The 26,929-nt window shown below is 65.7% G+C and carries 28 protein-coding genes, 1 other RNA gene and 1 pseudogene; 18 read left to right on the top strand and 12 right to left on the bottom strand.

The window, feature by feature from the left end; all coding sequences use genetic code 11:
• The first annotated feature begins 4 nt into the window (after window positions 1–4).
• The 6 genes from argB (at window position 5) to GDA49_07335 (ending at window position 5,137) form a co-directional block, all read left to right on the top strand.
• Window positions 5–925 (top strand): acetylglutamate kinase, encoded by a 921-nt coding sequence (argB, locus tag GDA49_07310; protein MBC6440206.1) that lies wholly within the window; start codon window positions 5–7, stop codon window positions 923–925.
• The gene (locus GDA49_07315) at window positions 922–1,620 is read left to right on the top strand and encodes a pyrimidine 5'-nucleotidase (GenBank protein MBC6440207.1); all 699 of its coding nucleotides are present in this window, start codon (window positions 922–924) and stop codon (window positions 1,618–1,620) included. Before argB ends, GDA49_07315 begins: the two co-directional genes overlap by 4 nt.
• Before the next feature lie 153 nt (window positions 1,621–1,773).
• The gene (dapD, locus tag GDA49_07320; protein ID MBC6440208.1) at window positions 1,774–2,601 is read left to right on the top strand and encodes a 2,3,4,5-tetrahydropyridine-2,6-dicarboxylate N-succinyltransferase; all 828 of its coding nucleotides are present in this window, start codon (window positions 1,774–1,776) and stop codon (window positions 2,599–2,601) included.
• Window positions 2,601–3,749, top strand: a complete 1,149-nt coding sequence (dapE, locus tag GDA49_07325; GenBank protein MBC6440209.1) for a succinyl-diaminopimelate desuccinylase — start codon at window positions 2,601–2,603, stop codon at window positions 3,747–3,749. Before dapD ends, dapE begins: the two co-directional genes overlap by 1 nt.
• A gap of 23 nt (window positions 3,750–3,772) precedes the next feature.
• On the top strand, window positions 3,773–4,315 hold the full coding sequence (locus tag GDA49_07330) for a hypothetical protein (protein MBC6440210.1): 543 nt from the start codon (window positions 3,773–3,775) through the stop codon (window positions 4,313–4,315).
• A 63-nt stretch (window positions 4,316–4,378) separates the two neighbouring features.
• Entirely contained in the window at window positions 4,379–5,137 is a 759-nt protein-coding gene (locus GDA49_07335; protein ID MBC6440211.1) for a class II aldolase/adducin family protein, read from the top strand.
• 109 nt (window positions 5,138–5,246) lie between these two features.
• On the opposite strand, the gene truA is transcribed toward GDA49_07335, so the two are convergent.
• From truA to GDA49_07350, 3 genes are read right to left on the bottom strand one after another with little or no spacing between them, the layout of a single operon-like run.
• Window positions 5,247–5,990, bottom strand: a complete 744-nt coding sequence (truA, locus tag GDA49_07340) for a tRNA pseudouridine(38-40) synthase TruA (GenBank protein MBC6440212.1) — start codon at window positions 5,988–5,990, stop codon at window positions 5,247–5,249.
• A gap of 4 nt (window positions 5,991–5,994) precedes the next feature.
• Window positions 5,995–6,918, bottom strand: coding sequence for a methionyl-tRNA formyltransferase (locus GDA49_07345; protein MBC6440213.1), 924 nt, complete (start codon window positions 6,916–6,918; stop codon window positions 5,995–5,997).
• Window positions 6,915–7,439 (bottom strand): peptide deformylase, encoded by a 525-nt coding sequence (locus GDA49_07350; protein ID MBC6440214.1) that lies wholly within the window; start codon window positions 7,437–7,439, stop codon window positions 6,915–6,917. The genes GDA49_07345 and GDA49_07350 overlap by 4 nt, the downstream gene beginning before the upstream one ends.
• Before the next feature lie 177 nt (window positions 7,440–7,616).
• Here GDA49_07350 and rmuC point away from each other — a divergent pair, with 177 nt between their 5' ends.
• From rmuC to GDA49_07370, 4 genes are all read left to right on the top strand, one after another.
• Window positions 7,617–8,705, top strand: a complete 1,089-nt coding sequence (gene rmuC, locus GDA49_07355) for a DNA recombination protein RmuC (GenBank protein MBC6440215.1) — start codon at window positions 7,617–7,619, stop codon at window positions 8,703–8,705.
• Window positions 8,706–8,942: 237 nt separating this feature from the next.
• Window positions 8,943–9,833, top strand: a complete 891-nt coding sequence (locus GDA49_07360; protein ID MBC6440216.1) for an SPFH/Band 7/PHB domain protein — start codon at window positions 8,943–8,945, stop codon at window positions 9,831–9,833.
• A 3-nt stretch (window positions 9,834–9,836) separates the two neighbouring features.
• A complete protein-coding gene (locus tag GDA49_07365) occupies window positions 9,837–10,892 on the top strand; it encodes an SPFH/Band 7/PHB domain protein (GenBank protein ID MBC6440217.1) in 1,056 nt (351 codons plus the stop codon).
• Window positions 10,893–10,909: 17 nt separating this feature from the next.
• Window positions 10,910–11,359, top strand: a complete 450-nt coding sequence (locus GDA49_07370) for an NfeD family protein (protein ID MBC6440218.1) — start codon at window positions 10,910–10,912, stop codon at window positions 11,357–11,359.
• A 12-nt stretch (window positions 11,360–11,371) separates the two neighbouring features.
• On the opposite strand, the gene recR is transcribed toward GDA49_07370, so the two are convergent.
• The 4 genes and pseudogenes from recR to ffs all read right to left on the bottom strand — a co-directional run bounded on the left by recR (window position 11,372) and on the right by ffs (window position 14,134).
• Window positions 11,372–11,965 (bottom strand): recombination protein RecR, encoded by a 594-nt coding sequence (recR, locus tag GDA49_07375; protein ID MBC6440219.1) that lies wholly within the window; start codon window positions 11,963–11,965, stop codon window positions 11,372–11,374.
• Window positions 11,966–11,969: 4 nt separating this feature from the next.
• Complete coding sequence (locus GDA49_07380) at window positions 11,970–12,290, bottom strand: YbaB/EbfC family nucleoid-associated protein (protein ID MBC6440220.1); 321 nt, start codon at window positions 12,288–12,290, stop codon at window positions 11,970–11,972.
• A pseudogene (locus GDA49_07385) lies at window positions 12,287–13,999 on the bottom strand (DNA polymerase III subunit gamma/tau). The gene GDA49_07380 and the pseudogene GDA49_07385 overlap by 4 nt, the downstream one beginning before the upstream one ends.
• A 39-nt stretch (window positions 14,000–14,038) precedes the next feature.
• Window positions 14,039–14,134, bottom strand: an RNA gene (ffs, locus tag GDA49_07390) — signal recognition particle sRNA small type.
• A gap of 300 nt (window positions 14,135–14,434) precedes the next feature.
• Between ffs and GDA49_07395 the strand changes: the two genes are divergently transcribed.
• Both GDA49_07395 and gloB read left to right on the top strand, forming a co-directional pair.
• The gene (locus GDA49_07395) at window positions 14,435–14,593 is read left to right on the top strand and encodes a hypothetical protein (protein MBC6440221.1); all 159 of its coding nucleotides are present in this window, start codon (window positions 14,435–14,437) and stop codon (window positions 14,591–14,593) included.
• Between the two features lie 65 nt (window positions 14,594–14,658).
• A complete protein-coding gene (gloB, locus tag GDA49_07400) occupies window positions 14,659–15,429 on the top strand; it encodes a hydroxyacylglutathione hydrolase (protein MBC6440222.1) in 771 nt (256 codons plus the stop codon).
• A 196-nt stretch (window positions 15,430–15,625) separates the two neighbouring features.
• Here the strand turns inward: gloB and GDA49_07405 are convergent, their stop codons facing one another.
• Both GDA49_07405 and GDA49_07410 read right to left on the bottom strand, forming a co-directional pair.
• A complete protein-coding gene (locus GDA49_07405) occupies window positions 15,626–16,495 on the bottom strand; it encodes a prephenate dehydratase (GenBank protein MBC6440223.1) in 870 nt (289 codons plus the stop codon).
• Between the two features lie 28 nt (window positions 16,496–16,523).
• Window positions 16,524–17,258 carry a 3-deoxy-manno-octulosonate cytidylyltransferase gene (locus GDA49_07410; GenBank protein MBC6440224.1) on the bottom strand — a complete coding sequence of 245 codons (735 nt, stop codon included), beginning with the start codon at window positions 17,256–17,258 and terminating at the stop codon, window positions 16,524–16,526.
• Between the two features lie 112 nt (window positions 17,259–17,370).
• On the opposite strand from GDA49_07410, the gene GDA49_07415 reads away from it, so the two are divergent.
• Together GDA49_07415 and GDA49_07420 are read left to right on the top strand one after the other, a co-directional pair.
• A complete protein-coding gene (locus tag GDA49_07415) occupies window positions 17,371–18,468 on the top strand; it encodes a c-type cytochrome (GenBank protein ID MBC6440225.1) in 1,098 nt (365 codons plus the stop codon).
• Between the two features lie 106 nt (window positions 18,469–18,574).
• Window positions 18,575–19,468, top strand: a complete 894-nt coding sequence (locus GDA49_07420) for a bifunctional 5,10-methylenetetrahydrofolate dehydrogenase/5,10-methenyltetrahydrofolate cyclohydrolase (protein ID MBC6440226.1) — start codon at window positions 18,575–18,577, stop codon at window positions 19,466–19,468.
• A 37-nt stretch (window positions 19,469–19,505) separates the two neighbouring features.
• On the opposite strand, the gene GDA49_07425 is transcribed toward GDA49_07420, so the two are convergent.
• Both GDA49_07425 and GDA49_07430 read right to left on the bottom strand, forming a co-directional pair.
• Window positions 19,506–19,667, bottom strand: a complete 162-nt coding sequence (locus GDA49_07425) for a hypothetical protein (GenBank protein MBC6440227.1) — start codon at window positions 19,665–19,667, stop codon at window positions 19,506–19,508.
• Window positions 19,664–20,785: a cell division protein ZapE gene (locus GDA49_07430; protein MBC6440228.1), complete on the bottom strand. Its 1,122-nt coding sequence runs from the start codon at window positions 20,783–20,785 to the stop codon at window positions 19,664–19,666. Before GDA49_07430 ends, GDA49_07425 begins: the two co-directional genes overlap by 4 nt.
• A 117-nt stretch (window positions 20,786–20,902) precedes the next feature.
• Here GDA49_07430 and GDA49_07435 point away from each other — a divergent pair, with 117 nt between their 5' ends.
• Window positions 20,903–21,091 carry a hypothetical protein gene (locus tag GDA49_07435; protein MBC6440229.1) on the top strand — a complete coding sequence of 63 codons (189 nt, stop codon included), beginning with the start codon at window positions 20,903–20,905 and terminating at the stop codon, window positions 21,089–21,091.
• A gap of 60 nt (window positions 21,092–21,151) precedes the next feature.
• Here GDA49_07435 and GDA49_07440 read toward each other — a convergent pair whose 3' ends face one another.
• Complete coding sequence (locus GDA49_07440; protein ID MBC6440230.1) at window positions 21,152–23,266, bottom strand: acetate--CoA ligase family protein; 2,115 nt, start codon at window positions 23,264–23,266, stop codon at window positions 21,152–21,154.
• A 256-nt stretch (window positions 23,267–23,522) separates the two neighbouring features.
• Between GDA49_07440 and GDA49_07445 the strand changes: the two genes are divergently transcribed.
• From GDA49_07445 to caiD, 3 genes are read left to right on the top strand one after another with little or no spacing between them, the layout of a single operon-like run.
• Entirely contained in the window at window positions 23,523–24,725 is a 1,203-nt protein-coding gene (locus GDA49_07445) for an acyl-CoA dehydrogenase family protein (GenBank protein ID MBC6440231.1), read from the top strand.
• 7 nt (window positions 24,726–24,732) lie between these two features.
• Window positions 24,733–25,902 carry an acyl-CoA dehydrogenase family protein gene (locus tag GDA49_07450; GenBank protein MBC6440232.1) on the top strand — a complete coding sequence of 390 codons (1,170 nt, stop codon included), beginning with the start codon at window positions 24,733–24,735 and terminating at the stop codon, window positions 25,900–25,902.
• Complete coding sequence (gene caiD, locus GDA49_07455; GenBank protein ID MBC6440233.1) at window positions 25,887–26,687, top strand: crotonobetainyl-CoA hydratase; 801 nt, start codon at window positions 25,887–25,889, stop codon at window positions 26,685–26,687. Before GDA49_07450 ends, caiD begins: the two co-directional genes overlap by 16 nt.
• Window positions 26,688–26,929 lie beyond the last annotated feature (242 nt).

The following is a 26,929-nucleotide window of genomic DNA, read 5'->3' on the forward strand; positions in this document are numbered from 1 at the left end:
CCCCATGGATAGGCGCGACATCGCCGACAAGAACATCGGCGTCACCAAACACTGGCTCAGGACCGCTCAGACCCTGGCAGAGGCCCTGCCCTATCTGCGCCAGTTCTCGGGCCACACCTTCGTCATCAAGTACGGCGGACATGCCATGGGTGACGACGAGCTTGCGCGCGACTTCGCCCGCGACATCGTCCTGATCAAACAGGTCGGCATCAACCCGATCGTCGTGCACGGCGGCGGCCCCCAGATCGGCGCCATGCTCAAGCGCATGAACATCCAGTCGGAGTTCGTCGACGGCCTGCGCGTGACCGACCGGGAATCGGTCGACGTCGTCGAGATGGTTCTGGCGGGATCGATCAACAAACAGATTGTTACGGCGATCAATGAGGAAGGCGGCCGCGCCATCGGTATCTCCGGCAAGGACGGCCGGCTGATCGAGGCGCGCAAGCTGCGCCGGACCCGGCGCGATACCGACTCCAACATCGAGAAGATTCTTGATCTCGGGTTCGTCGGCGAGCCGCGCAAGGTGAACGCCGAGGTCTTTCGCATGTTCGAGAACTCGGATGCGATCCCCGTGATCGCACCGATCGGGATAGGCAACGACGGTGACACCTACAATATCAACGCCGATACGGCCGCAGGCGCGATCGCGGAGGCGGTCAATGCCTCCAAGCTCCTGATGCTGACCGATATCGCCGGCGTGCTCGACAGCGAAGGCTCGCTGATCTCGGAGATGACCAGGCCCGAGGCCAGGGAGCTGTTCCAGACCGGTGCGATCACCGACGGCATGATCCCCAAGCTCGAGACCTGCCTGAAGGCGCTCGACAACGGCGTCGAAGCGGCCCACGTGCTCGACGGGCGCATACCCCACGTCCTGCTGCTCGAACTCTTCACCGCCGACGGCACCGGCACCAAGATCAACGCGTGACCGACGACGACCTCGAGAGACTGGCTTCGGTCGAAACCTGGATCTTCGATCTCGACAACACGCTCTATGCCGCACGGCACAACCTGTTCGACCAGGTCGAGGGCCGGATCACGGACTACGTTGTCGAACTGCTCGACCTGCCGCGTGACGAGGCGCGCACGGTGCAGAAGCAGTACTTCCGCGATCACGGTACCACGCTGAACGGCCTGGTGAAGCTGCACGACTGCAAGCCCGAAGCCTTCCTGGCCTACGTCCACGACATCGACTACTCGCCGATCCCCGCCGATCCCGACCTCGACCGCGCGCTCCACGCCCTGCCCGGCCGCAAGCTTGTCTTCACCAACGGCGACGCACCGCATGCCGAGCGCGCCATGGAGCGGCTCGGCGTGGCGCACCATTTCGACGGCGTCTTCGATATCGTGGCATCCGACTACATCCCGAAGCCTGAACCGGTCGTCTACGACGTGTTGGTCGCAGAACACGACATCGATCCCCGTCGCGCCGTCTTCTTCGAGGACATCGCGCGCAACCTGAAGCCTGCCAAGAACCTCGGCATGATAACGGTCTGGATCGAGGGCGAGAGCGTCTATGCCAGGGCCGGCGCCGACGACGGCCATATCGACCATCGCGCCGAAGAACTGACACCCTGGCTGATCGCACTGAGCAGGTCGCTACAGGGTGAGCTGAACCGATGAAGCTCTACACGCGCTATCAGAACCCGGCCGGCGCTGTACCGCGCTCGACGCCTTCATCCGCGCACGGCCCGACCGGCAACCGGACCATCCGAGCGACGGTTGACAGCCCGGTCCGCGGCATGATCAGTGCGCGCCGCACACCGGAGAGCAGCCATGTCCGACGATCTTCAAGCCGCCATCGACACCGCCTGGGAGAACCGGGCAGCCATCGACACCGCCACGCAGGGCGAGGTCCGTGACGCCGTGTTCGAGTCGCTCAATCTGCTCGACAGCGGTCAACGGCGCGTGGCCGAGCCGGGAATCGACGGCTGGGTCGTCAACGAATGGCTCAAGAAGGCGGTGCTGCTCAGCTTCCGCCTGACCGACATGAAGCTCGTGCCGGGCGCGCCCGGCCACAACGCCAGCTGGTGGGACAAGGTCGACAACAAGTTCGAGGGCTGGGACGCCGTGCGCTTCAGCGAAGCCGGCTTCCGCGCGGTGCCACATGCCATCGTGCGACACGGCGCCCACATTGCGCCGAGCGTGGTCCTGATGCCATGTTTCGTGAACATCGGCGGTTTTGTCGATTCCGGGACCATGATCGACACTTGGGCCACCGTCGGCAGCTGTGCCCAGGTCGGCAAGAACTGCCACATCTCCGGTGGCGCCGGTCTCGGCGGCGTGCTGGAGCCGCTCCAGGCTGCCCCCGTCATCATTGAGGACAACTGCTTCGTCGGCGCCCGCAGCGAGGTCGTCGAGGGTGTCATCGTCGAAACCGGATCGGTCCTCTCCATGGGTGTCTTCATCGGTGCCTCGACCAAGATCGTCGATCGCGAGAGCGGCGAGGTCTTCCGCGGCCGCGTGCCGGCCTATTCGGTCGTCGTGCCAGGTTCGATGCCGGGCAAGGACGGCGGACCGTTACTCTATTGCGCGGTGATCATCAAGCGCGTCGACGAACAGACCCGTTCCAAGACCTCGATCAACGACCTCCTGCGCGACTGATGGCGGGTTCCATCGATCCGGTCGAGCTGGCCGCTGCAATGATGCGGCGGCCGAGTGTCACGCCGGTCGACGCCGGTGCGCTCGATATCCTGCAGGAGGCTTTGGAAGGCCTTGGCTTCACTTGCCATCGCCTGCCGTTCGCGGAAGACGGCACCGAAGAGGTCGACAATCTCTACGCCCGTCGCGGTACAAACGGCCGTAACTTCTGCTTTGCCGGGCACACCGACGTCGTCCCCCCCGGCAATACGGACGAGTGGTCGGTCGATCCCTTCGAGGCGGCGCAGCTGGACGGCGTCCTGATCGGGCGGGGTGCGGTCGACATGAAGGGGGCGATCGCCTGTTTCGTGGCCGCAGCCGAACGGTTCACCGCAACGTTCGACGGCGAGAACAGCATCAGCCTGCTGATCACCGGCGACGAGGAAGGCCCGGCCGTCAACGGCACGAAGAAGGTGCTCGGCTGGCTCACCGAACGCGGTGAGACCCTGGATGCCTGTCTGGTGGGCGAACCGACCAACCCGACGGTCCTGGGCGAGATGATCAAGATCGGCCGGCGCGGCTCGCTGAACGCCCGCATCACGGTCAACGGCACTCAGGGACACTCGGCCTACCCGCATCTTGCGGACAATCCGATCGACCGGCTCGTCACCATCCTGCACGCGCTGACGTCGCGGCCTCTCGACAACGGCAGCGAACATTTCCAGCCTTCGACCCTGGCTGTCACCACAGTCGATGTCGGCAATCCGGTGACCAACGTGATTCCCGCCAGGGCCACGGCCGGCCTCAACATTCGCTTCAACGACCGGCATTCCGGAGCGTCGCTCACCGAACACCTGCGCGGTGTCTGCGACAGCGTCGGCGGTGACGTCGATCTTGATGTCTCGGTTTCCGGCGAGGCCTTCCTCAGGGAACCCGACGAGTTCGCCGTGGTAGTCGCCGATGCGGCCGAACAGGTGCTCGGCAGACGACCGGAATACAGCACCACGGGCGGCACATCCGATGCGCGTTTCATCAAGGATCACTGCCCCGTCGCGGAGTTCGGCCTGATCGGCCAGACCATGCACAAGGTCGACGAGCAGATCGCCGTGAACGAACTCTACCGCCTCACCGCCGTCTACCGGGCGGTGCTGGATCGGTACTTCACCGCGTGATCGCAGGCGCCGCAGAGACCACAATGTCGCTCTACGGGGCTTGGCGGCTCGTTCGCCTTGATCCCGAGGCAATGCACTACTTCAACATCACGATCGAGGGCTTTTTTCGCTCGTTTTTCGCGGTGTTCCTGGCGCTGCCCTACTTTCTGTCGTTGCTGCTGTGGCCATCCCATGCGACCCAGGAAGCGATGACATGGGCGTACGATCCGGTCCTGGCCCTTGTCGGCTATGGCCTGAGCTGGGTCGTCTTCCCGGTGGTCGCGGCCCTGCTCGCCCGCCTGTTCGCGTTAACCCATAGCTACGTCGGCTACATCGTCGCCTGGAACTGGGCCAGTGCCCTGCTGGCGCAACCGCTGCTGGTCCTGCAACTCCTCTTTCAGGTCGGCATGATGCCGATGGAGCTCCACGAGCTGATCCAACCACCACTGTTCTTCTTCGTCATGTGGTACAGCTGGGCCATCGCCCGCATCGCGCTGGGCACCGGACCCTGGTTGGCGGCGGGTTTCGCGGTCGTTGCCGAACTGGTCGATCTCGTGATCTTCTCGGCTTTCATCCAGCCTGTCTGAACGCTTGCAAGCGCGACGCACGATGCGCAGGTTGAAGAAAGACCACCTTGTCGGAGGCCCGCCATGGCCGTCAGCACCCTCGCCGCCGCGCACGCCGGCATCGAGCATCGCGACGAACGTATCGACCTTGCCTGCGCCTTCCGCTGGGCCGCGCGCTGGAACATGCACGAGAGCGTCGCCAACCATTTCAGCTATGCCGTGAGCGAGGACGGGTCCCGGTTCCTGGTCAATCCGCGCGGCCGCCATTTCAGCCGCGTCCGGGCCAGCGAACTGCTGCTGACCGACGCCAACGACCCGTCCGTCATGGACCGTCCGGACGCACCGGATCCCTCGGCCTGGGCGCTGCACGGCGGAATCCACCGGCGTGTTCCCCATGCGCGTGCGATTCTTCACGTACACTCGAAGTACGCCACGGCGCTGGCATCGCTGAAGGACCCGATGATGCTGCCGATCGAGAACAACACGATGCGGTTCCACGAACGTATCGCCTACGACCTCATGTTCGACGGCATGGGTGTGGGCGACGAGGCCGAACGGGTCGCCGCGATCGCCGGCGACAAGCCGATCCTGCTTCTGGGCAACCACGGTGTCATGGTCCTGGGGCAAGACATGGCCCAGGCGCTCGACGACCTCTATTACTTCGAGCGCGCCTGCGAGACCCTGATCATCGCCATGCAGACCGGTCGTGAGTTGAGCGTTGTCAGCCACGCCGTCGCTTCGAAGATGGCGCGCCAGTGGGCGGAGTATCCCGATCTCACCGAGAATCACTTCAAGGCGCTCAAGGAAATCCTCGACGAGGAAGAGCCCGACTACCGGAACTAGACGCGAAACGCTGTCATCCCGGCCGGAGCGAAGCGACGAGCCGGGACCGCGACAGGCCGGCGCGTGTGTCTCCGGTCCCGAGTCTCCTTGCGGGCGCCCGGGATGACAATCAGAGAGGGTAACGCACAGCGGCCAGATAGAGACCGCAGGCCGGTGCGATGACACCGCAGGCCTTGCGGTCGCAGGCATCGAGGGACGCCTTGAGGTCGTCTGCACGCCACTTGCCTTCGCCGACATGACCAAGGGACCCGACCATGCTGCGGACCTGACGGTGCAGAAACGAGCGGGCGCGGGCCGTCACGACGACCAGATCGCCGTCTCGGCTGACGGAAAGTTCATCGAGCGTCCTGACCGGTGACCTGGCCTGGCACCGGGCGTCACGGAAGGTCGAGAAATCGTGGTGGCCGACAAGCACCTGCGCGGCGTCATGCATCGCTTCGGCATCGAGGTCACGCGACAGGTGCCAGGCCCTGTTCTGCTCCAGGGCGAGCGGCGCACGGCGCGCGATAATGCGATAGCGATAGAGCCGTTCCGTGGCGTCAAAGCGGGCACCGAAGTCGTCGGCAACGAGGGCGGCATCAAGGACGGCGATCGGCTGCGGCCGCAGATGCTGGTTGATGGCGTTGCGCACCGTCTCTTCAGGCCAGTCTTTCGCCAGGTCGACATGGGCGACCTGACCGAGTGCATGCACCCCGGAATCGGTCCGGCCGGCCGCCGTGAGCGTGACGCTCTCGCCGCAGAAACTGTGAATCGCCTCCTCCAGAGCCTGCTGGACCGAAGGTCCGTTGTCCTGACGCTGCCAACCGACATAGTCGGTGCCGTCGTACTCCAGGATCAGGCGGTAGCGCGGCATGGCATCAGCCCAGCGATGCGCCGGGATCGAGACGCAGGCCACGCAGGAGGGCCGCACCGTCCGTGGTGGGCTTGCCGGCCCGCTGCACCTTCACCAGTCGCAGGGCACCCCGACCGCAGGCCACGGTCATGTCCCGGTCGAGCAGCGTACCGGGCGCGCCCGAACCATCGACCGGCTCAGCCTCGAGCACCTTCACCGTCGTATCGTCCAGGCCGGAGAACGCTCCCGGCCAGGGCGAAAGCGCGCGGACGATACGATCGAGATCGGCAGCCGGTCGGGACCAGTCGAGACGCCCGTCTTCCTTGGCGAACCTGGACGCGTAGGTGGCGCCCTCGGCAGCCTGGGGCACGGCTGTCGACACGCCGGAGGCCAGCTCGGACAAGACGTCGAGCAGCATTAAGGCACCAAGATCGGAGAGCTCCGCCTCAAGGCTTGCCGTGGTCGCGCGCGGCGGCACCGGAACACGGCGCTGGGCCAGGATCGGACCCGTGTCGAGACCTTCGTCCATCAGCATGATGGTCATACCGGTTTCGGTATCGCCGGAGAGAATTGCGTGGGCCGCCGGTGCGGCACCGCGCCAGCGCGGCAAGAGAGACGGGTGAATGTTGACGCAACCCAGGCGCGGCGCGTCTAGGATCGTCCGCGGCAGGAGCAGGCCATAGGCCGCCACGACAGCGACATCGAGGTTCAGCGCGGCGAAGGCTGCCTGCTTCTCCTCGCCCTTGAGGGAACGCGGTGTCGCCACGGTGATGCCGAGTTCGTCGGCCCGGGCATGAACCGGTGTCGGCCGCTCCTTGCGGCCGCGCCCGGCGGGTCTCGGCGGTTGGCTGTAGACGGCAGCAATCCTGTGTCCGGCGCCATGAACGGCATTGAGCGCGGGCACGGCAAAAGCCGCCGCCCCCATGAACGCCAGGCGCAACCGGGTCACGCGCTGTCGCGCAGCCGCGCCTTCTTCTGCTTGGAGAGTTTGCGCAGGATGATGCCACGCTTCAGCGCCGAGAGATGATCGACGAAGAGGATCCCGTCGAGGTGGTCCAGCTCATGCTGGATGCAGCGGGCCAGAAGGCCGTTGGCATGCAGCGTCTGCTCCTCGCCGTTCTCGTCGAGAAAGCGAACATCGCACTCCGCCGGACGCTCGACCTCCGCAAAATGCTCGGGCAGCGACAGACAGCCCTCGTCAAACACGGCGATCTCCTCAGACTCAGCGGTGATCTCCGGATTCACCATCCGGATCGGCTGTCGTGGTTCGTCCTTGCGCGAAACGTCGACCACCACGATGCGTTTCGGCACACCTACCTGGATCGCCGAGAGCCCCACACCGGGCTCGTCGTACATGGTCTGCAGCATGCCGGCCATCAGCTTGCGCATCTCGTCGTCCACTTCCGCAACGGGTTCGGAGACGACCTTGAGACGCGGGTCCGGAGCCCGGATGATCGGCAGGATAGCCATGGGGATGGTTCGCTTCGTGGCGTCGGGCAAACGCACTATACTGAGCACGCAAAGACTTAGGTAAGGCCGCCATCGGGGCGGTTCAAGCCTGCCGAAGGAGCCGAACGACCCGTGGAACCCGTCGATATCATCGTTCTTGCAGCCTTGGCCGGTGTGGCCACTCTTCTTGTCATCAACATGCGCCGACGCGACGACCCGGCCCAGGCCGAACTGGCCCGGCGCGTGACCGATATGGCGACCCTGATGACCTCCAGCCAGGCCGTGCTGACCGACCGCCTCGGTCAGATCGAACAAACGAGCCAGTCGGCCCAGGACGTCCTGGCAACCCGTCTCAACGAGCAGGAAAAGAAGCTCACGGCAGAGCTTAACCAGCGTCTCGACGCAATCCAGCAGCGGGTTGGCAACTCCCTGCAGGAATCCACGAAACAGACGCTTGAGACGATGGGCAAGGTGCAGGAGCGCCTTGCCGTGATCGACGAAGCGCAACGCAACATTGCAACACTCGGCAGTCAGATCGTGGGGCTGCAGGACATTCTCTCCAACAAGCAGAGTCGCGGCGCCTTCGGCGAACTCCAACTCAACGATCTCGTCAGAACGATCCTGCCGCCCAGCGCCTACCGCTTCCAGGCCACGCTGTCGAACGGCAACCGGGCCGATTGCCTCCTCGACCTGCCCAATCCGCCCGGCAGTATCGTGGTCGACGCCAAGTTCCCGCTCGACGGCTATCGCGCCCTGCGCGACGCGACCACGCACGACGACACGCTGAAGGCCCAGCGGCAGTTCCGCGACGACATCACCAAACACATCCGGGATATTGCCGAGAAGTACATCCTCGCAGGCGAGACGGCCGAATCGGCGATCATGTTCCTGCCCAGCGAGGCGGTCTACGCCGAGCTTCACGCCAACTTCGAAGCCGTGGTCGAGGATTCCTATCGCCACAGGGTGTTCATCGTCTCACCGACCACGCTCATGGCGACCCTCAACACCATCCGTGCCGTCCTGAAGGATGCCCGCATGCGCGAACAGGCCGGCGTGATCCAACACGAGCTGACCCGCATGCTCGACGACGTGCGCCGCCTGGGCGAGCGCGTCGAAAAGCTCGACCGCCACTTCAACCAGGCCGGCGAAGACGTCCGCCAGATCCGCATCTCCACCGACAAGATCGCCGGAAAGGCCGAGAAGATCGCCGAACTGGAGATGGAGGAGGAGAGCGACGAGGCCGTTGTGGCCGGACCGCGCCTTGTGGGACAATCGGATGGTGACTAGGGGTGGATGGCGACGAGGGGCGGATGGCGACGAGGGGTCGGCCAAAGTTTGTCGGGAATGGCAATCCGATGTCCGGTCCCCACGCCGTTCCATTGAGGGTGATGATCGCGGATTGGACCCGGTCGGGCCGAGTCCGCCGCCATTTCTTGACCGCGTCGGGAGCGACGGGGAGGAGTTGACTTGGATCCTGCAGTAGCGATCGGCGGCGCAGCCGTCTTCGTGATCGTCCTGGCCATCATGGCCATGATTGTCGTTTACATGTCCGTGGTGACCGTGCGCCAAGGCTACGAGCACACCCTCGTGCGCTTCGGTCGTTACACACGCACGCTGCGGCCCGGCCTCAATGTCATCGTGCCGTTCATCGACCGCATCGGGCGGCGCATGAATATGATGGAGACGGTCATCAACGTGCCCGAACAGGAGGTCATCACCCGCGACAATGCGATGGTTACGGTCGATGGCGTGATGTTCTTCCAGGTTCTGGAAGCGGCCAAGGCGGCCTACGAGGTCACCGACCTCGAAGGGGCGATCATCAACCTCTCGATGACCAACATCCGGACGGTCATGGGCTCGATGGATCTCGACGAGCTGCTGAGCCACCGCGATCGGATCAACGCCCAGCTTCTGAAAGTGGTCGACGAGGCAACCTCGGTCTGGGGCGTGAAGGTCACCCGTATCGAAATTCTCAAGATTCAGCCGCCCAACGATCTCGTCATGTCGATGGCGCGTCAGATGAAAGCCGAGCGCGAGAAGCGCGCGAACATCCTGGAAGCCGAAGGCGTGCGGCAGGCCGACATTCTGAAATCTGAAGGCGAGAAGCAGTCTGCCATCCTGAAGGCCGAGGGCGAGCGCGAAGCGGCTTTCCGCGACGCCGAGGCCCGCGAGCGTCTGGCCGAGGCCGAAGCCTTCGCCACCAACGAGGTGAGCCAGGCCATCGCTGAAGGCAACATCCAGGCGATCAACTACTTCGTCGCCCAGCGCTATGTCGATGCGCTGATGGCCTACACACGCTCGCACGGCGAGAAGGTGCTTTTCCTGCCGCTCGAAGCCTCGACCGTCGTCGGCACGGTGGGCGGTATCGGCGACCTTGCCAATGCCGCACGCAACAACCGCGGTGGGGAGGGCTGAGCCATGATCTATGTCATCGGTGTCTTTGCCGTCCTCGCCATCATTCTGGTCTTCAAGGCGGTCAAGATCGTGCCCCAGGGCAACTGCTTCACCGTCGAGCGCTTCGGACGTTTCATCCGCACGCTGACGCCCGGCCTCACAGTGATCGTGCCGTTCATCGATCGCATTGGCGCACGCATCAACGTGATGGAAAACGTGCTGGAGGTACCGGAACAGGACGTCATCACCCAGGACAACGCCATGGTCGCGGTCGACGGCGTGGTGTTCTTTCAGGTCATGGAACCGGCCAGTGCGGCCTACGAGGTCAACGATCTTCATCGGGCGATCACAAACCTCGCCATGACCAACATCCGTACCGTCATGGGTTCAATGGCGCTCGACGAACTGCTGAGCCAGCGCGACCGGATTAACCAGACGATCCTGGGCGTGGTCGACGAGGCGACCTCGACCTGGGGCGTGAAGGTCACCCGCGTCGAGATCAAGAACATCGAGCCGCCTCGCGACCTGGTCGATGCCATGGCGCGTCAGATGAAGGCCGAGCGTGACCGTCGCGCGACCATCCTGGATGCCGAGGGCGTGAAGCAGTCGGACATCCTGGTCGCCGAAGGTCAGAAGCGATCGCTGATCCTGGAGGCCGAGGGACGCCGCGAAGCCGCCTTCCGCGAGGCCGAGGCGCGGGAGCGTGCTGCCCAGGCCGAGGCCAAGGCCACCCGCGACGTCTCCGGGGCCATCGCTCGCGGCGATCTGCAGGCGATCAACTACTTCGTGGCACAGAAGTATGTCGATGCGCTCAAGGCGCTCGCCGATGCGCCCAACCAGAAGATCCTTTTCCTGCCGCTTGAGGCCGCGGACACGATCGGCGCCATCGGCAGCGTGACCGAGATCGTCCGCGAGGCCTTCGGCGGCGGGTCCGGCGCGTCACCGAGTCAACCGCCGGCAAGCACCGCCACGCGCAGCGCCCCGCACACACGTCCGCAGCCGGTCCAGCCACCACCCGCGCCCGAACCAGCCACCCGCTCGTACGAGTCACGACCCTCGCGCAGCCCCTGGGACCCGTGAGCGGAGGACGCTGAGACATGTTCGACACACTGCTCTACTGGCACTGGTGGATCCTGGCCGTCGTTCTGATCATCCTGGAACTGACGATCTCCGGCACCTTCTTCTTCCTGTTCCTCGGCGGTGCGGCCGTCATCGTGGGACTGGCCGCCATGATCCCCGGCGTGACGTGGGAGATTCAGCTCTTTCTCTTCGCGACACTGTCGATCGTCTCGGTGTTCTCCTGGCGCAAGTGGAAACCCAAACCGCGGGAAAGCGAACACCCCACGCTCAACAAGCGGGGCCATCAGTACATCGACCGTCAGTTCACCCTGGGTGAGCCGATCGTCAACAACACCGGAAAGCTGATCGTCGCTGACACCACATGGAAGATCACCGGTCCCGACCTGCCGTCGGGCACCCAGGTGACCGTCGTCGAAGTGGTGGGAACGGCGTTGCGGGTGGAGAAGACCGGGGCCGAAGCGGGCTGACAACCTGAATGATTAAACCGCCCGTCGTGCCTTGAGTGCCGCGCCCAGGGTACCTTCGTCGAGATAGTCCAGTTCACCGCCCAGCGGCACGCCAAGCGCAAGGCGCGAGACCTTCACGTCGGCGTCTTCGAGGCGGTCGGTCACGTAGTGGGCGGTGGTCTGGCCGTCGACGGTGGCATTGGTCGCGAGGATGACTTCCTCGACGGATGAATCGGAGGCCCGGCCAACCAGATCGGCAATCCGCAGGTCTTCGGGCCCGACACCGTCGAGCGCCGAGAGCGTCCCGCCAAGAACGTGATAGAGCCCGCCGAACACCCCGGCGCGCTCCAGCGCCCAGAGGTCGCCGACCTCCTCGATCACGCACAGCACCGATCGGTCTCGCCTGGGGTCGGTGCAGACGGAGCACGGCTCGACGGTGTCGAGGTTACCGCAGATCGGGCACACCCTCACGGCTTCGGCCGTCTCGTCGAGAGCCGCGGCGAGCGGACCCAGCAAGGTCTCCCGGTTCTTCAGGAGATGCAGCACCGCACGCCGTGCCGAACGCCGACCCAGACCCGGAAGGCGGGCCAGCAACGCGGCCAGACGATCGATCTCGGGTCCGCCCATGGGGTCAGAACGGCAGGTTCATGCCTGCGGGCAGATTGAGGCCGCCGGTGAGCTTGCCCATTTCTTCCTTCACATGAGCCTCGACCCTGGTGCGCGCGTCGTTGACAGCTGCGACGATCAGGTCCTCAAGCACCTCGGTGTCGTCAGGCGTGACCAGCGACGGGTCGATGGTCAGCGATTTCAGCTCATGCTTGCCGCTCATCATGGCCTTTACCATGCCCGCACCGGCACTGCCCTCAATCTCGGTCTGGGCGAGCTCCTCCTGCACGGCGGCCATCCTGCCCTGGAGCTCCTGGGCCTGCTTCATCATCTTGGCGAGGTTCATGAACCGGTGTTCTCCATCTGGGCGTTGTCGGCATCGAGGACGTCGACGACCTCCGCGCCGGGAAAGGCTTCGAGAATGCGCGCGACGCCGGGGTCGGATGCGGCCTCGGCAAGGCGGGCGCTGCGGCGCTCTTCTTCCTGCTCGATGAGCGTCTTCGATGCATCGCCGTTGTCCCTCGACGTGGCGACGACCCATCGTTCGCCCGTCCAGGTCTCGAGGTCGCGCGCCAGGATGCGCGAAAAGTCCGACGGCAACTGGTCGTCGACCATGATGTCGATCTGGCCTGGCCGGTAGGACACCAGCCGGACGTTGTTGCGCAGCTGCGTGCGCCGGATCATGCCGCCCTGCTCACCGACAAGCTCGACCAGGGCCTCGAAGGTCCCGGGCATCGGCACATGCGAGGGCGACCCGGACACGGGCGGCGCTGCGGCAGGTTCCGGCGGCGGCGCTGCGGCCATCGCCTGAGCGACGCTCGGTGCGTCCTGCGGCGCGGCAGGCGGCGTGCCCGACTGCGGCGTGCCCGACTGCGGCGGTGCATCCTGCAGCACCTTGAGCGCGTCCTCCGGCGTCGGCAGGTCGGCGCTGTGAGCGAGGCGCACGAGCGTCATCTCGACGGCCAGCAGGCTGTCGGGCGCCATGCGCGCCTCGGAGATGCCTTTGAGCAGAATCTGCCAGGCGCGCGTCAGCTGTGGCACGGCGAGGCGCTCGGCCATGGCGCCGCCGCGCACCCGCTCGAACTCCGGCGCGGCATAACGCGCGGCATCCGGCGTTGCCTTGTAGCGCGTCAGCCAGTGCGTGAACTCCAGCAGATCCTCAAGGACGACCACGGGGTCGACGCCCGCCGCGTACTGGTTCCCCAGGTTGCCGAACGCCGCGGCGATGTCGCCCGACATCACAGCCTCAAACAGGTCAAAGACCAGACCCCGGTCGGCCAGACCCAGCATCTCGCGCACGTCGGTCTCGGCAACCTTGCCCTGACCCTGGGCGATTGCCTGGTCGAGAATCGAGAGGCCGTCGCGCGCCGATCCGTCCGCGGCGCGCGCAATCAGCGCCAGCGCCTCTTCAGAAGCTTCGGCACCCTCCTTCTCGACAAGTTCGGCGAAATGGGTCGCGAGCTCTGCGGCGTCGATGCGGCGCAGGTCGAAACGCTGGCAGCGCGACAGGATGGTCGCGGGAATCCTGCGCAGTTCGGTCGTCGCGAAGACGAACTTCAGGTGCTCGGGCGGCTCCTCCAGCGTCTTCAACAGCGCGTTGAACGCCGCGTTTGACAGCATGTGGACCTCGTCCATGACATAGATCTTGTAGCGACCCATGACCGGCCGATAACGCGCCGCCTCAAGCAGATCGCGCATGTTGTCGATGCCGGTGTGGCTGGCCGCATCGATCTCAAGCACATCGACATGCCGGTCCTCGGCGATCGCGACACACGGCTCGCACACGCCGCAGGGTTCGGCCGTCACGCCGCCCTGCCCGTCGGGTCCGACGCAGTTCAGGATGCGTGCGAGAATGCGCGCCGTCGTGGTCTTGCCCACACCACGCACGCCGGTCAGCAGGAAGGCCTGGGCAATCCGGCCGCTCGACACGGCATTGCGCAGGGTGCGCACCAAGGCATCCTGCCCGCGCAGCCCCTCAAGACCGGTCGGGCGGTACTTGCGCGCGAGAACGCGATACTCGGTGGCGGCGTCGTTGGCTACGGCCTGGGCTCCGGCTGTCGGTGGGCCAAACGCCCGTCCGGGCCCGGCGGGCGGCGTGGAAGACCGGCTCGACCCGAGTGAATCCCGCTACGGCTGCTTCCTTCCGGACCTGACCGGGTTCACGAGTCAGCCCGTCCAAGCCGGCCTTCCAGGGTGACAGTATCGAGCGACTAGGCTGCCGCGCAACCCCACGCCGTGCGATTGCACGGTAATGGGCCGCATGCCAGCGTTTCCGGCATGGCCGATCTCATCCATCACAGCGGACAGGCGATCGAACGTGCCGGCGCACGACGCAAGGACGATGCTTGAGGCTGGACACCTGCGCGCCTTTACGAACCCCGCGAGTCGGCGGAGGAGGAATCGGGCGTCGATGTCGGCGATGTCAGCTGTTTCCCGACCCAACCCTGGCCCTGGCCCCTGATGCTCGGTTCCATGCACAGGCCAGGTTCCATGCACAGGTCCGCGGCGATCACGCTCGACGATGAGGAACTGGCCGAGGCGCACCGGTTCACCCGGGCGGAGCCCGCCGCGCCCGACCTCGATATCGCGCTGCCGCATCGCGATTCCATCCCCCGTCGCCTGATCGACCATTGGGTCGCGTCGGGTTAGGATGCGCTCAATCAGCCGAACCCGGGGCAGTCGAACCTGGGGCAGCCGAACCCAGGGCAACAGCCATGAGCCGTCTCGAAATCCACCAGATCCCCGTTCTGTCGGACAACTACGTTTACCTCGCCCATTGTCCCGAGACCGGCGCGACGGGCGTCGTCGATCCCGCCGTGACCGGCCCTGTGCTGGAGGCAGCCGCGCAAAAGGGCTGGCAGATCACGCACATCCTCAACACTCACCACCACGGCGACCACACCGGCGGCAACATCGGGATCAAGAATGCCACCGGCTGCACGATCGTCGGTCCCGGAGCCGACCGCGACCGCATTCCCGGCATCGATATCGGGATCGACGAGGGTGACATCTGCACGCTGGGCAATGCCGAGGCGAAGGTCTTTTTCTGCCCGGGCCATACCCGGGGCCATATCGCCTTCTGGTTTGCTGATTCCGATGCGCTGTTCTGCGGCGACACCATGTTCGCCATGGGCTGCGGCCGCCTGTTCGAAGGCACCCCGGCCCAGATGTGGACCTCGCTGCAGAAGTTCATGAAACTGCCCGGAGAGACCCGCATCTACTGCGCCCACGAGTACACCCAGGCCAACGGCCGCTTCGCGCTCTCGGTCGAGCCCGACAACCGGGACCTCATTCAGCGCATAACCGAGGTCGACGCCAAACGCGAGCAGGATATCCCCACCGTGCCTTCGACGCTCGCCGAGGAACGCGCCACGAACCCCTTCCTCAGGCCCGAAAGCCCGCTGCTGCAAAAGACCATCGGTATGGTCGGCGGCGATCCCGTCGCCGTGTTCGCCGAAACCCGCCTCCGGAAGGACAACTTCTAGGAGCCCGGCCCAACGTTGAAGCGGTCGGCGGGTCATCCGCATGATGACGCGCGGTTGTCGCTTGATCGTTCGAGCGGCGCAGCGACCTGAAGCTCGGGGGTCTGGGTGTCGACGAGGTCCCCGAGGGTCTGGCTGATGCACCGCGATATGTGGAACATGCACTGGGGTACTGGACATTGGGGGCACTGGCCGGCCCTCAGTCATCGCCCGCCACGCGCTTCTGGGCTTCGTCGCGGTAATGGTGCGCCGGGTAGGTCCCGAGGATGCGCACCTCGCGGGCATGGAATTCGAGCTCTTCCAGAGCCAGGCGCATCAGGCGTTCATCGGGATGCCCGTCGGCGTCGGCATAGAACTGGGCGGCGCTGAACGTGCCGTCGAGCATGTAGCTCTCGATCTTTGTCAGGTTCACGCCGTTTGTCGCGAACCCGCCGAGCGCCTTGTAGAGGGCGGCGGGCACGCTGCGCACGCGGAACACCATGCTGGTGATCAGAGGCTCCGGGCCGGGGTCCGGCACCACCGCCTCGCGCGAGAGGATCAGGAAGCGGGTGTGGTTGTGCGCGCCGTCTTCCATCTCTGTGCCGAGAACGTCGAGACCGTAGATCTTGCCGGCCAGTTCCGACGCGATCGCGCCATGTGACGGGTCACCGCGCTCGGTGATGTCGCGCGCGGCACCGGCCGTGTCGGCATGAACCATGGGCGTCAGCCCCATGGTGCGCAGGCGGCTGCGACACTGGTCGAGCGCCTGGACGTGCGAATGAACAGTTACCAGCGAATCGACCGTTGCACCGGGCACGGCCAGAAGATGGTGGTTCACCCGCTGGAAGTGCTCACCCACGATGTGGAGCGAGGAATGCGGCATCAGGCGATGGACATCGGCAACGCGCCCGGCGAGCGAATTCTCGATCGGCATCATGGCGAGCCGCGCCGCGCCGCTCTCGACCGCCTGGAACACGTCCTCGAACGATGCACACGGCAGCACCGCCATCTCAGGATGGACCTCGCGGCAAGCCAGGTGCGAATAGGCTCCGGGCTTGCCCTGGAAGGCAATGGTGTTGTCGGCAGTCATGGAGGTGTCAGTGTCGGCTTCGGGGCGTTCAGGCAACCGGCGCCAGAATGGCGCGTGCCCGCTCAAGATCGGCCGGAGTATCGACACCGGGCGGAATCGAGTCAACGCGCGCCACGGCGATCGTCATGCCCGCTTCGAGCGCACGCAACTGCTCCAGCCGTTCGCGCCGTTCGAGATCGCTCACGGGCAGTCCGACGAATTCTTCCAGCGCCGCGCGCCGGTAGACATAAAGCCCCACGTGATGCCACAGCGGCCCCTCACCCGTTGGCGCGGTGGCGCGTGTGAAATAGAGCGCACGGCCGTAGCCGCTGTCCTGCCAGCTCACCACGGCCTTGACCACACTGGGATCCGTCCGTTCGGCGGCGTCATCGATTTCGGCGACAAGGGTTGCGAGATCGGCGTTGCCGGCGGCGAGCGCGTCCACGGCGCTTCGGATCGCCTGGGGATCGAGTGTCGGAAGGTCGCCCTGAACGTTGATGACCGTGTCGGCTTCGCCGTCGGGATCGAGACGCTGCAAGGCCTGGAAGATGCGGTCGGAGCCCGACGGAAGGTCGGGATCGGTGAGCACGGCCTCGCCACCGGCAGCCGCCACGGCGTCGGCGATTTCGGGCTCCGCCGCAGCGACTGCGACGCGACCGCAATCGGCCTCCATGGCACGACGCCAGACCTGCACGATCATGGGTGCCCCCGCGATCTCCGCCAAAGGCTTGCCGGGAAGGCGCGTGGACGCCAAACGCGCCGGAATCAAGACAATCGCGGCCATGTTTAAACCCTTTCAGGGGTTGAACACGCGACCGTGACATGGCTAATCTCGCCGCGCTTTTCCGGGGTCTGCCGAGGCAGGCGGGCCCTCCTCTTCCGCAAGGTCGGTACACATGGATTCCCTTGAATTCAACAAAATTGCCGGCGGTCTTCTGGTCGGTCTGCTTCTGGCCGTGGGCATCGGCAAGCTCGGCAGCATCCTCTATGCGCCGTATCTTCCCGAACACGCCGCTGTGGAGACCGTGGCTGACGCCCATTCGGACACGGATGTCGGCGGCGACGGGGCGACCGAACAGGCTGCCGTTCCCTTCGGGATGTTGCTGGCTTCTGCCGATCCCGCCGATGGCGAAGGTCTTTTCCGCCGCTGCGCGACCTGTCACACGATCGAGTCGGGTGGCGGCAACAAGGTGGGCCCGAACCTCTATGGAATCATCGGCGCGTCCGCTGAACACAGCGCCGACTTCGGCAACTATTCCGGTGCGATCTCCAGCGTCGTCGACTCTTGGTCGTTCGAAAACATGAACGCCTTCCTCGAGAACCCCAGGGGTTATGCGCCGGGCACCAGCATGGGCTTTGCCGGCCTGCCTGACGCCGAGGATCGCGCAAACCTGATTGCCTGGCTCAACACCCGGAGCGATGCGCCGGTGGACCTGCCGGCGGTCGAAGAGATGCCCGCCGAAGACGACGCCGAAGCGATGGGCGACGAGGCCATGAGCGACGAGGCCATGGCCGCCGACACCATGACCGCCGAAAAGCTCGCGGCGCAGGACGCCGAAGTTCACGGCGACACGGTCGACGGGACCATCGATGCAACCGGTGAGGTCATGGACCAGGCGACGAACGCTGCCGGGGACATGGTCGACGAAGCGGCCGGTGGCAGCGCGGCGATGACAGCGGTGGCCGCCGCCTCGGCCCAGGACGGTCGGGGCGTCGCGCGGAAGTGCAGCAGCTGCCACACCTTCGATGAGGGCGGCGCGAACCGCGTCGGGCCCAACCTCTGGGGCATCATGAATCAGGACATCGGCAGCGTGGAAGGCTACAGCTACTCCGATGCGATGGCCTCGGAGCCGGGTACCTGGACGGTCGACAGGATGTGGAGCTACATCATGGATCCCAAGGGCGACATCCCGGGCACCAGGATGGGCTTCCGCGGCATCGCCGACGAGGAAGACCTCGCGGCACTGATTGCCTATCTCTCGACGCTGAAGTGAGTGCGGCAGGCCAGAACACTCAGGACTTCGGAGAACGGATGTGACCGACGAGCAGGACCTGAAACACAAGGAGCTCGACGGGCGCAGGATCGCGGCTGAATTGCGGATGGAAACAGCTGCCGAAGTCGCCGCGCTCAAGGACGCCGGCTGGGATCCGCGTCTGATCTCCATCGTGATCGGCGACACCGCCGCTGTCGAGATCTATGTGCGCAACCAGCGCCGTACCGCCGGGAAGGTTGGTATCGCGTTCGACGAGCGGAACTTCCCGGCCGATGTCACCGAACCGGAAATGATCGCCGCGATCCAGGCGATGAACGCCGATCCCCGCGTGACGGGCATCATCATCCAGCGCCCGGTGCCGCCGCAGATCAACGTCAAGCGCCTGCAGAGCGCGATTCATCCCCTCAAGGATGTCGAGGGCCTGCATCCGACCTCGATCGGCAATATCGTCTACAACGAGATCGAGCTTGGCCCCTGCACAGCCATGGCCTCGGTCCACATGCTCAGGAACACGGGCCTTTCGCTCTCGGGCCTTGAGGTGGTCGTGGTCGGCCATTCCGAAATCGTCGGCAAGCCCATCGCCTTCCTGCTGATGGCCGAGGGCGCAACGGTCACCGTCTGCCATCACATGACGCGCAACCTCGCCGTCCATTGCCGCCAGGCGGATGCTGTCTTCGTCGCGGTCGGCCGTCCCGGACTGGTCATCGGCAACATGATCAAGCCGGGTGCGGCGGTGATCGACATCGGCATCAACCGCGTCGTCGAGGACGACGGCACCGAGCGCACCGTAGGCGACTGCGATTTCGAGAGCTGCCGCGAGATCGCGGGCTGGATCACACCGGTCCCCGGCGGCGTCGGCCCTGTCACCGTCGCCATCCTGATGCACAACACGGTGACCGGTGCCAAGCGCCAGAAAGAGTTCTACTCCTCCACCTTCACCGCCGATGCCTGGACGACGGGACCCGACGCAGCAGCATCGGCCTGGCGTCAGACGTCGTAGCCGTCTGGTCCCGCGAAACCGCTGATCTTCCGCTTCATCAGTGCTGCCAACTCAGTGCCGCGAAGCGGATCGTCGTGTGATCCCTGAGGTCGTGTGCGAGACAGGGGCCGACGGGCTCAAGGCCGACCAGCTCCGATCGCCGGGATCGTGCCAGCCTTGAGCGCATGGCGCAGGAGGTCGAAAAGGCATCAATCGTCATGGCGCATTCCCCTGTCGTGCTTCCAGGTACGCGACAGATTGCATCTCGACCAGGCGCGAGGCCGTTCGCTGGAACTCGAAGCTGCCGTCGCCCATGGGGTAGAGCCGATCCGGCGTCGCGTCGGCCGAGCAGATCAACCCGACCCGGTTCTCATAGAAAATGTCGATCAGCGTGACGAAGCGCTTGGCCTCGTTGCGCTGCTCCCATGTCATGGCCGGGATGCCGTCAATGATCACCGTGTGAAAAGCCTCGGCAATCGCGAGGTAGTCCGCGCTGCCCAGAGGCCTTTCGCAGAGTTCGGCGAAGTCGAAGCGGGCGATCTGGCGGGCCTGCTGCGCCACATGGTGCACTCGGCCCTGAACCTCGATCTCCATGGCCTCGATATCGGCATCGCCCACCAGCCGGGCGAAGGCCTTGTCGAGCACCTGGCGCGCCATGGCGTCGGCCGGGACGACATAGAGATCCGCGCCCGCAAGGAAGGCCATGCGGTAGTCCCGGTCGGCATCGACCGCGACGATGTCGAGCCGTTCCTCCAGCATGGCGATGAAGGGCAGGAAAAGCTGGCGGTTGATACCGCCGGCGTAGAGATCCTTCGGGTGGCGGTTCGAGGTTGCCACCATCACGACGCCGCGGGCGAAGAGCTTTTCGAACAGCCGGCCCAGGATCATAGCGTCAGCGATATCGGTGACATGGAATTCGTCGAAACAGAGCAGCATGCCCGGCCGGCTCAGGTGGTTCGCGACTGCCTCGATCGTATCGGAATCGCTGCCGTGACCGCCGGACTGCCGCTCCACATGGATCGTCCGGTGCACCTCCTGCATGAAAGCGTGAAAGTGCACCCGGCGCTTGGCCACACCCTCGACGGTCTCGTAGAACAGATCCATCAGCATCGATTTCCCGCGCCCGACGCCACCGTGGAGATAGACACCGCGCGGTGCGGGCGGCGCCTCGGTGCGGCCGAACAGACGGGACAGCAGCCCGCCCGCGACCTTGACCGGTGCGCCGAGCTCGCGCATCAGCCGATCGAGCCGGACCATCGCCGCTTCCTGCACGGGATCGGGCGTCAGCCCACCTGGCCCGCAGAGTGCGTTGTAGCGGTCGAGAGGACCCTTGGACATATGGAGACCGGCGCGAGAGAGGCTTCCGTGTAGACCGGATTTCGGGGTTCTGTCACGGCGAGCCATGACCCTGCGCCGGGGCTGGCGTGGGATCGTTTCGACAAGGTGGACCACGCCATGGCCGATCCCGATCCCTGTTTCACATCCGCCACCGAACTCGCCCGCCGCATCCCGACCAGGGAGATATCGCCCGTCGAGATCGTCGAGAGTCGTGAAGCGACCTTCCGGTACTTCGTCCAGGCTTCGCGCGTAGCGGCGAGGGAGCCGTTGATGCCGATCACCCCTTGGCCGTGCCCGGCTGCTTAGCTGGCGGCGCTGATTGGCTGTCCGGTAGCCTGCCCTGGAGGATATCCCGTTCGGATCGAATCAGTCTGAGCGGGTGAATCCGCTCTGGCGGCGAGGCACGATCAGGGCGTCGACGGATGTGCAGCCCTCGGTGTGAACGATCAGCGGATTGATGTCGATGCCCTCGATCCAGGGGGCATGGGCAACGGCGAAGTCGGACAGCGCCCTGAGTGCGGTGATGAGGGCGGCGCGATCGGCCGGCGGTGCACCCCGGAAGCCATCGAGCAGCGTTGCCAGACGCCCGCCCTCGATCAGTGCTTCGAAGTCGCCGGGTGCGGGCGGCAGGCAACACATTTTGACCTCGTCGAAGAGCTCGGCCAGCACGCCGCCCGGTCCGACCGCAAGCACGAGGCCGAAGGCCGGATCGCGGGCGATGCCGGCGATGACCTCGACGCCCGGTCCGGCCATCGCTTGCACTGCGATCGCAGTCTCACCGGCTGCGGCATCCATGGCACCGAGCTTCTCCGTGAGGCGACCCCAGGCCGCGCGCACGGCATCGGCGTCGCCGAGCCGCAATTCGATCAGGCCGTGTTCGCTGCGGTGGGGGATGGCATCGCCCACCGCCTTCATGACCGCCGGGTAGCCGATCTCGCCGGCCGCCACGACGGCGTCGTCAACATCGGTCGCGATCCGCTCCGGGGACGCGGGCAGGCCGGCTGAGGCGAGCAGCCGCTTGGCGTCAATCTCATGGACCGAGGCGCGTCCGGACCAAGACGGTGCCTCGCCGTGCGCGGTTTCGGCGTTGCTTCCGAAGGTGCGGCCATTGACCCAGTCCGCCACCTTGCACACGGCGCTCAGTCCCTGGGTCAGACCCGACAGCATGGCGATGCCGAGCTTCGTCATCTCCTCGACCTGGTGTGTCTTCATCACGCCGTGGCGCGAACTCATGAGATAGAAGGGCAGGTCGCGTCCCTCGAAATTCCGTTCCATCATGCCGCGCACGATCTCGTCCTGGCCGAGGTAGTCGACCGCCTGGCCGTCGTTGGCATCGAGCAGGACGCCGACAGCGTCGTAGTCGCCGCAGGTAAAGAGCTGGTTGAGCGTGACGCTGAAGTTGGCGGCGAAGTCGCCCTGGCCCCAGGAATCGGCCGGGTTGCCGTCGCCGGTCAGCGGGCCGATCCCGCTCTCGATCCTCTGGCGGATCTCGGGCCGGAGCGGCGGAAAGTCGAAGCCGGCGCGTTCAGCCATGTCGAGCAAAAGCCCGGCGTGGCCGCCCGAACCTGTGACAACGCTGAGCCGCTTGCCGCGCGGCAGGTTCCTGCCGTGCAGAACGGCGAGCACCTCGGTCATCTCCTCCATGCTCTCGACCTCGATCGCGCGGTGCGCGCGCAGCATTGCCGAGAAGACACGCGCCTCGCCTGCCATGCCGCCGGTGTGTGTCGCGATCGCCGTCTGGGCGCGGGCCGATTGTCCCGCCTTGAGCACGACCACGGGCTTGCCGGCATCGGCTGCCCGGTCGAGTGCGGCGACGAAACGCTCGGGATCGCGGATGGTCTCGGTGAAGAGCGCGATGATCCCGGTCGCGGGATCGTCGATCATGTGTTCGACGAACATGGCGCTTGTTGTGACCGCCTCGTTGCCGGTCGAGACGACATGGCTGAAGCCGTAGCGCCGGGTGTCGGTCAGCATGCCGATCGAGATCGAGCCCGACTGCGACACGAAGCCGACCTTGCCGGTCAGGCGTTCACGGTCGAGCACGTCCATCATGTAGGCATGGCTGCGGTTGGCGAGGCTCATCGCGCCCATGCAATTGGGTCCGCACAGAACGATGCCGTTCTCGCGGCAGATCTCGACGATGCGCGCCTGCTGGCGTGCGCCGTCCTCGCCCGCTTCGGCGAAACCGCCGGCGAAGATCACAAGCGCGCCCACGCCGATCCCGGCGGCCTCCTCAACCGCTGTCAGCACGCGTTCCTGCCCGAGACAGATGGCGGCCAGGTCGACCGGCGACCCGATCGCCGCGAGGTTCCGATGGCAGGCGTGCCCCAGCACCTCGGCGCGCCCGGGATGCACCGGGTGGATCGCGCCGCCAAAGCCGAGCGCACCCAGCGATTCGACAATCGTGCGGCCGATCGAGATTCGGTCCGAAGCACCGACGACTGCAATGGACATCGGGTTGAGCAGGCTGTCGAGGGCCATGGGGCAGACTCCGACGGACACAGGCGTGCCCGCGTCGTTACGGCCAGCCCGCGCGGAGGTCAACGTCCGGTGATAGTTGCACTGCCACGATCCCGGCCCTTGAGCGGATCGCACTTCGTTGGAACCGCAAGCGGTTCCAACGAAGTGCGTGAATCCGCTCTGCATCTTTAAAGACTCAGAGCATATCCCGTTCAGATTGATTCAATCTGAACGGGATATGCTCTAGCCTCCCGATACCTGAAGCGGGGAAGAGCAGTTGGATATCGACTACGGCCACGATCTCGAGGCCTTTCGCACCGGGATCGGCGAACGCATTCGCGCCATCCTTCCCGACGATCTGCGCGACAAGATCCGGCGCGAGCATCGCGGACTCGACTACCGCGACACCGGCCGCTGGACCCGCATCCTCTGGGAGCAGGGCGGCTGGTCGGTTCCGGGCTGGCCCGTTGAACATGGCGGGCCCGGCTGGACCTGGCCGCAGCAATACCTGTTCGAACGGACACTCGCCGACTGCGAGGCGCCGCCGCTCAACATCTTCTCGGCGGGCATGGTCGGCCCGGCCCTGATCGCGTTCGGCACCGAGGACCAGAAGGCGCGCTTCCTGCCCGGTCTGGCCAACGGCGACATCATGCTCTGCCAGGGCTATTCGGAACCCGACGCAGGGTCCGATCTCGCCTCGCTCAGGTGCCGTGCCGAACGCGACGGCGATCGCTACATCATCAACGGCACGAAGATCTGGACCACCGACGCCCATCACGCGAACTGGATGTTCGGCCTGTTTCGCACCGACAGCTCGGGCAGGAAACAGCACGGCATCACGCTCCTGCTGCTCGACATGTCCACACCCGGCATCACGCTGAGCCCGGTGCTGACCTTCGAGGGCAACCACGAGGTCAACCAGACCTATTTCGAGAACGTCCGCGTGCCGGTCGAGAATCGTATCGGTGAGGAGCATCGGGGCTGGGGCATCGGCAAGTACATCCTGGGCATGGAACGCTTCGGTTCGGCGGAGGTGAGCCGGACCAGGGGCATGATGCGCCGGCTGAAGGCCATTGCGGCGGAGGAGCCGCGCGGCGATCGCCGGGTGATCGACGATCCCCGATTCGCGCTCGACCTGGCGCGCGCCGAAATCGCCCTGCGTGCGGTCGAGCTGACCGAGCAGCGCATGCTCTTCGGCCCCGGCGGTCCCGACGCGATGGGCTTCGAGGCCTCGCTCCTGAAGGTACGTGGCACCGAGGTGCAGCAGCAGGTCATGGGCCTGATGGTCGAAGCGCTGGGCAGCTACGGTGCGATCGACACCGATGGGATCGCGCCCGGCGGCGACAACGCCGAACCGCTGGGACCGGATGCTGCGGTCCATGCGGCGGACATCTTCTACAACATCCGCAAATCGACCATCTGGGGCGGCTCGACAGAGGTGCAGAAGAACATCATTGCCAAGGCCGTTCTGGGTCTGTGAGGCGGGCATGGATTTCTCGCTGACCGAAGACCAGACCCTGTTCCGCGACACGATCGGTCGTGTCGTCGCCGATCTCTTCCCCTTCGAACGGCGCCAGGCGGCGGTCGCGAGCGCCGAAGGCTTCCGCGCGGAAGACTGGTCGCAGCTCGCCGAACTCGGCTGCATGGCCGCCGCCTTTCCGGAAGATTGCGGCGGGCTCGACGGCGGACCCGAGGCGCTCATGCTGGTGGCCGAAAGCATGGGCCGTCATCTGGTCAACCTGCCGTTTTTTGCCAGCGTCGTGCTGGGCGGCCATGCCGTGCTGTTCGGCACCCGCGACGACCGGCGCCAGGCCATCCTTCCCGCCGTCGCCGACGGTTCGGTCCGGCTTGCCCTGGCGGTCGCGGAGCGTCAGTCCGGTTTCGATCTCGCCGATGTGGCGACCCGGGCCCTGGCGGACGGCGATGGCTGGGTCATCGCAGGCCGGAAGGACATGGTCCTTTACGGCCAGGCTGCCGACACCCTGATTGTCTCCGCACGCACAGCGGGGGACCGGAACGACCGGGACGGGATCGGCCTGTTTGCCGTGCCGGCATCGGGGCCCGGCGTCACGCTGTCGGGCTTTGCCCTGCACGACGGCGGGCGCGCGGCCAACATCCGTTTCGATAACGTGCGCGTGGCAGACCATGCGCTCCTCGGTGAGGCCGACGCCGGGCTGCCCGTGCTCGAACGCGTGCGCGACCACGGCATCGCCTTTCTGTGCGCCGATGCGGTGGGGTCGATGTGGCAGGTCCACGAGACCACGCTCGAATACCTCAAGACACGCCAGCAGTTCGGCCAGACCCTCGGTTCCTTCCAGGCACTCCAGCACCGCATGGTCGATGTCTACATGAGCTGCGAACTCGCCCAGTCGATGGTGCTTGAGGCAACGCTCAACCTCGACAAGGACGCGGCAACACGCAGCCATGCCGCATCGGCCGCCAAGGTCGCGGTCGGCGAGGCCGTACGCAAGGTCGCCGAGGAAGGCGTGCAGCTTCACGGCGGCATCGGCATGACGTTCGACATGCCCCTTGGCCATCACCTCAAGCGCGCGATGGTCATGAACGCGACGCTGGGCGATGTCCGTCATCATCTCGAGGCCTGTGCGGGCCGGGCCCGCAGCGGACAAGCGGAGGAACGATCATGTCCGATATCCTGAGGACGGAACGACGCGGCAAGGTTCTGGAGGTCACGCTCGACCGGCCGCCGGTCAATGCGATCGATGCGGCGACGTCGATGGCGCTCTACAATGCCTTTCGCGAGCTTCAGGACGACGACAGCCTGCTCGTCGGCATTATCACCGGCACCGGCGACCGCGCCTTCTCCGCAGGCTGGGACCTCAAGGCCGTGGCAGCCGCCGACAGGCTCGATGAGGTCGACGTCGAGGAATCGCCCGGGGGGTTCGCCGGCCTGACCGAGTTCTGGGATCTCACGAAACCGGTCTTCGCCGCGGTCAACGGCTTTGCCATCGGCGGCGGGTTCGAGCTCGCCCTGTCGGCCGACATCGTCATTGCTGCCGAGCATGCCGAGTTCTGGCTGCCGGAGATGGAGCGCGGGTTTCTGGCGAGCGCGGGCGCCATCCAGCGTCTGCCACGCCGCATCCCCTACAACGTCGCCATGGACCTCTTCTTCACGGGTCGGCACATGGATGCCGCCGAGGCCAGGCACTGGGGCCTGGTGCGCGATGTCGTCCCGGCCGACCGGCTTATGGACCACACCCGCGCGCTCGCCGAAAAGCTGAGCGAAGGTGCGCCGCTCGCGCTCCAGGGCATGAAGGCGATCATGCCCGCGATCATGACCCTGCCGCTCGACCAGGCCATGCACAGGACCAGGCCCGGCAACTCCGGCGTCGACGTCTACGAGCGCATGATGGCTTCCGAGGACGCGATCGAGGGCCCCCGCGCCTTTGCCGAGAAGCGCAAGCCGAACTGGAAAGGGCGCTGACAGACCGCACGTGACGCGGAGGCCACGCGTGACGCCGCGACGACGATGACGCCACAACAGATGAGCGAACGGATGAGCGAACTGATGAGCGATGCCATCGATACGGCCCGGAGCCCATCCCGTTTGGAGCGAACCAATCCGAACGGGTGACGATGCTATGAGTCTTCAGGATGCAGAGCGGATCGCCCCTGGCTGGAACCGCTCCGCTACCCCTCCGAAACGCTGCTCACGGACCATCGCTC

The sequence above is a fragment of the Rhodospirillales bacterium genome (assembly GCA_014323865.1).
Lineage (GTDB): Bacteria > Pseudomonadota > Alphaproteobacteria > SP197 > SP197 > SP197.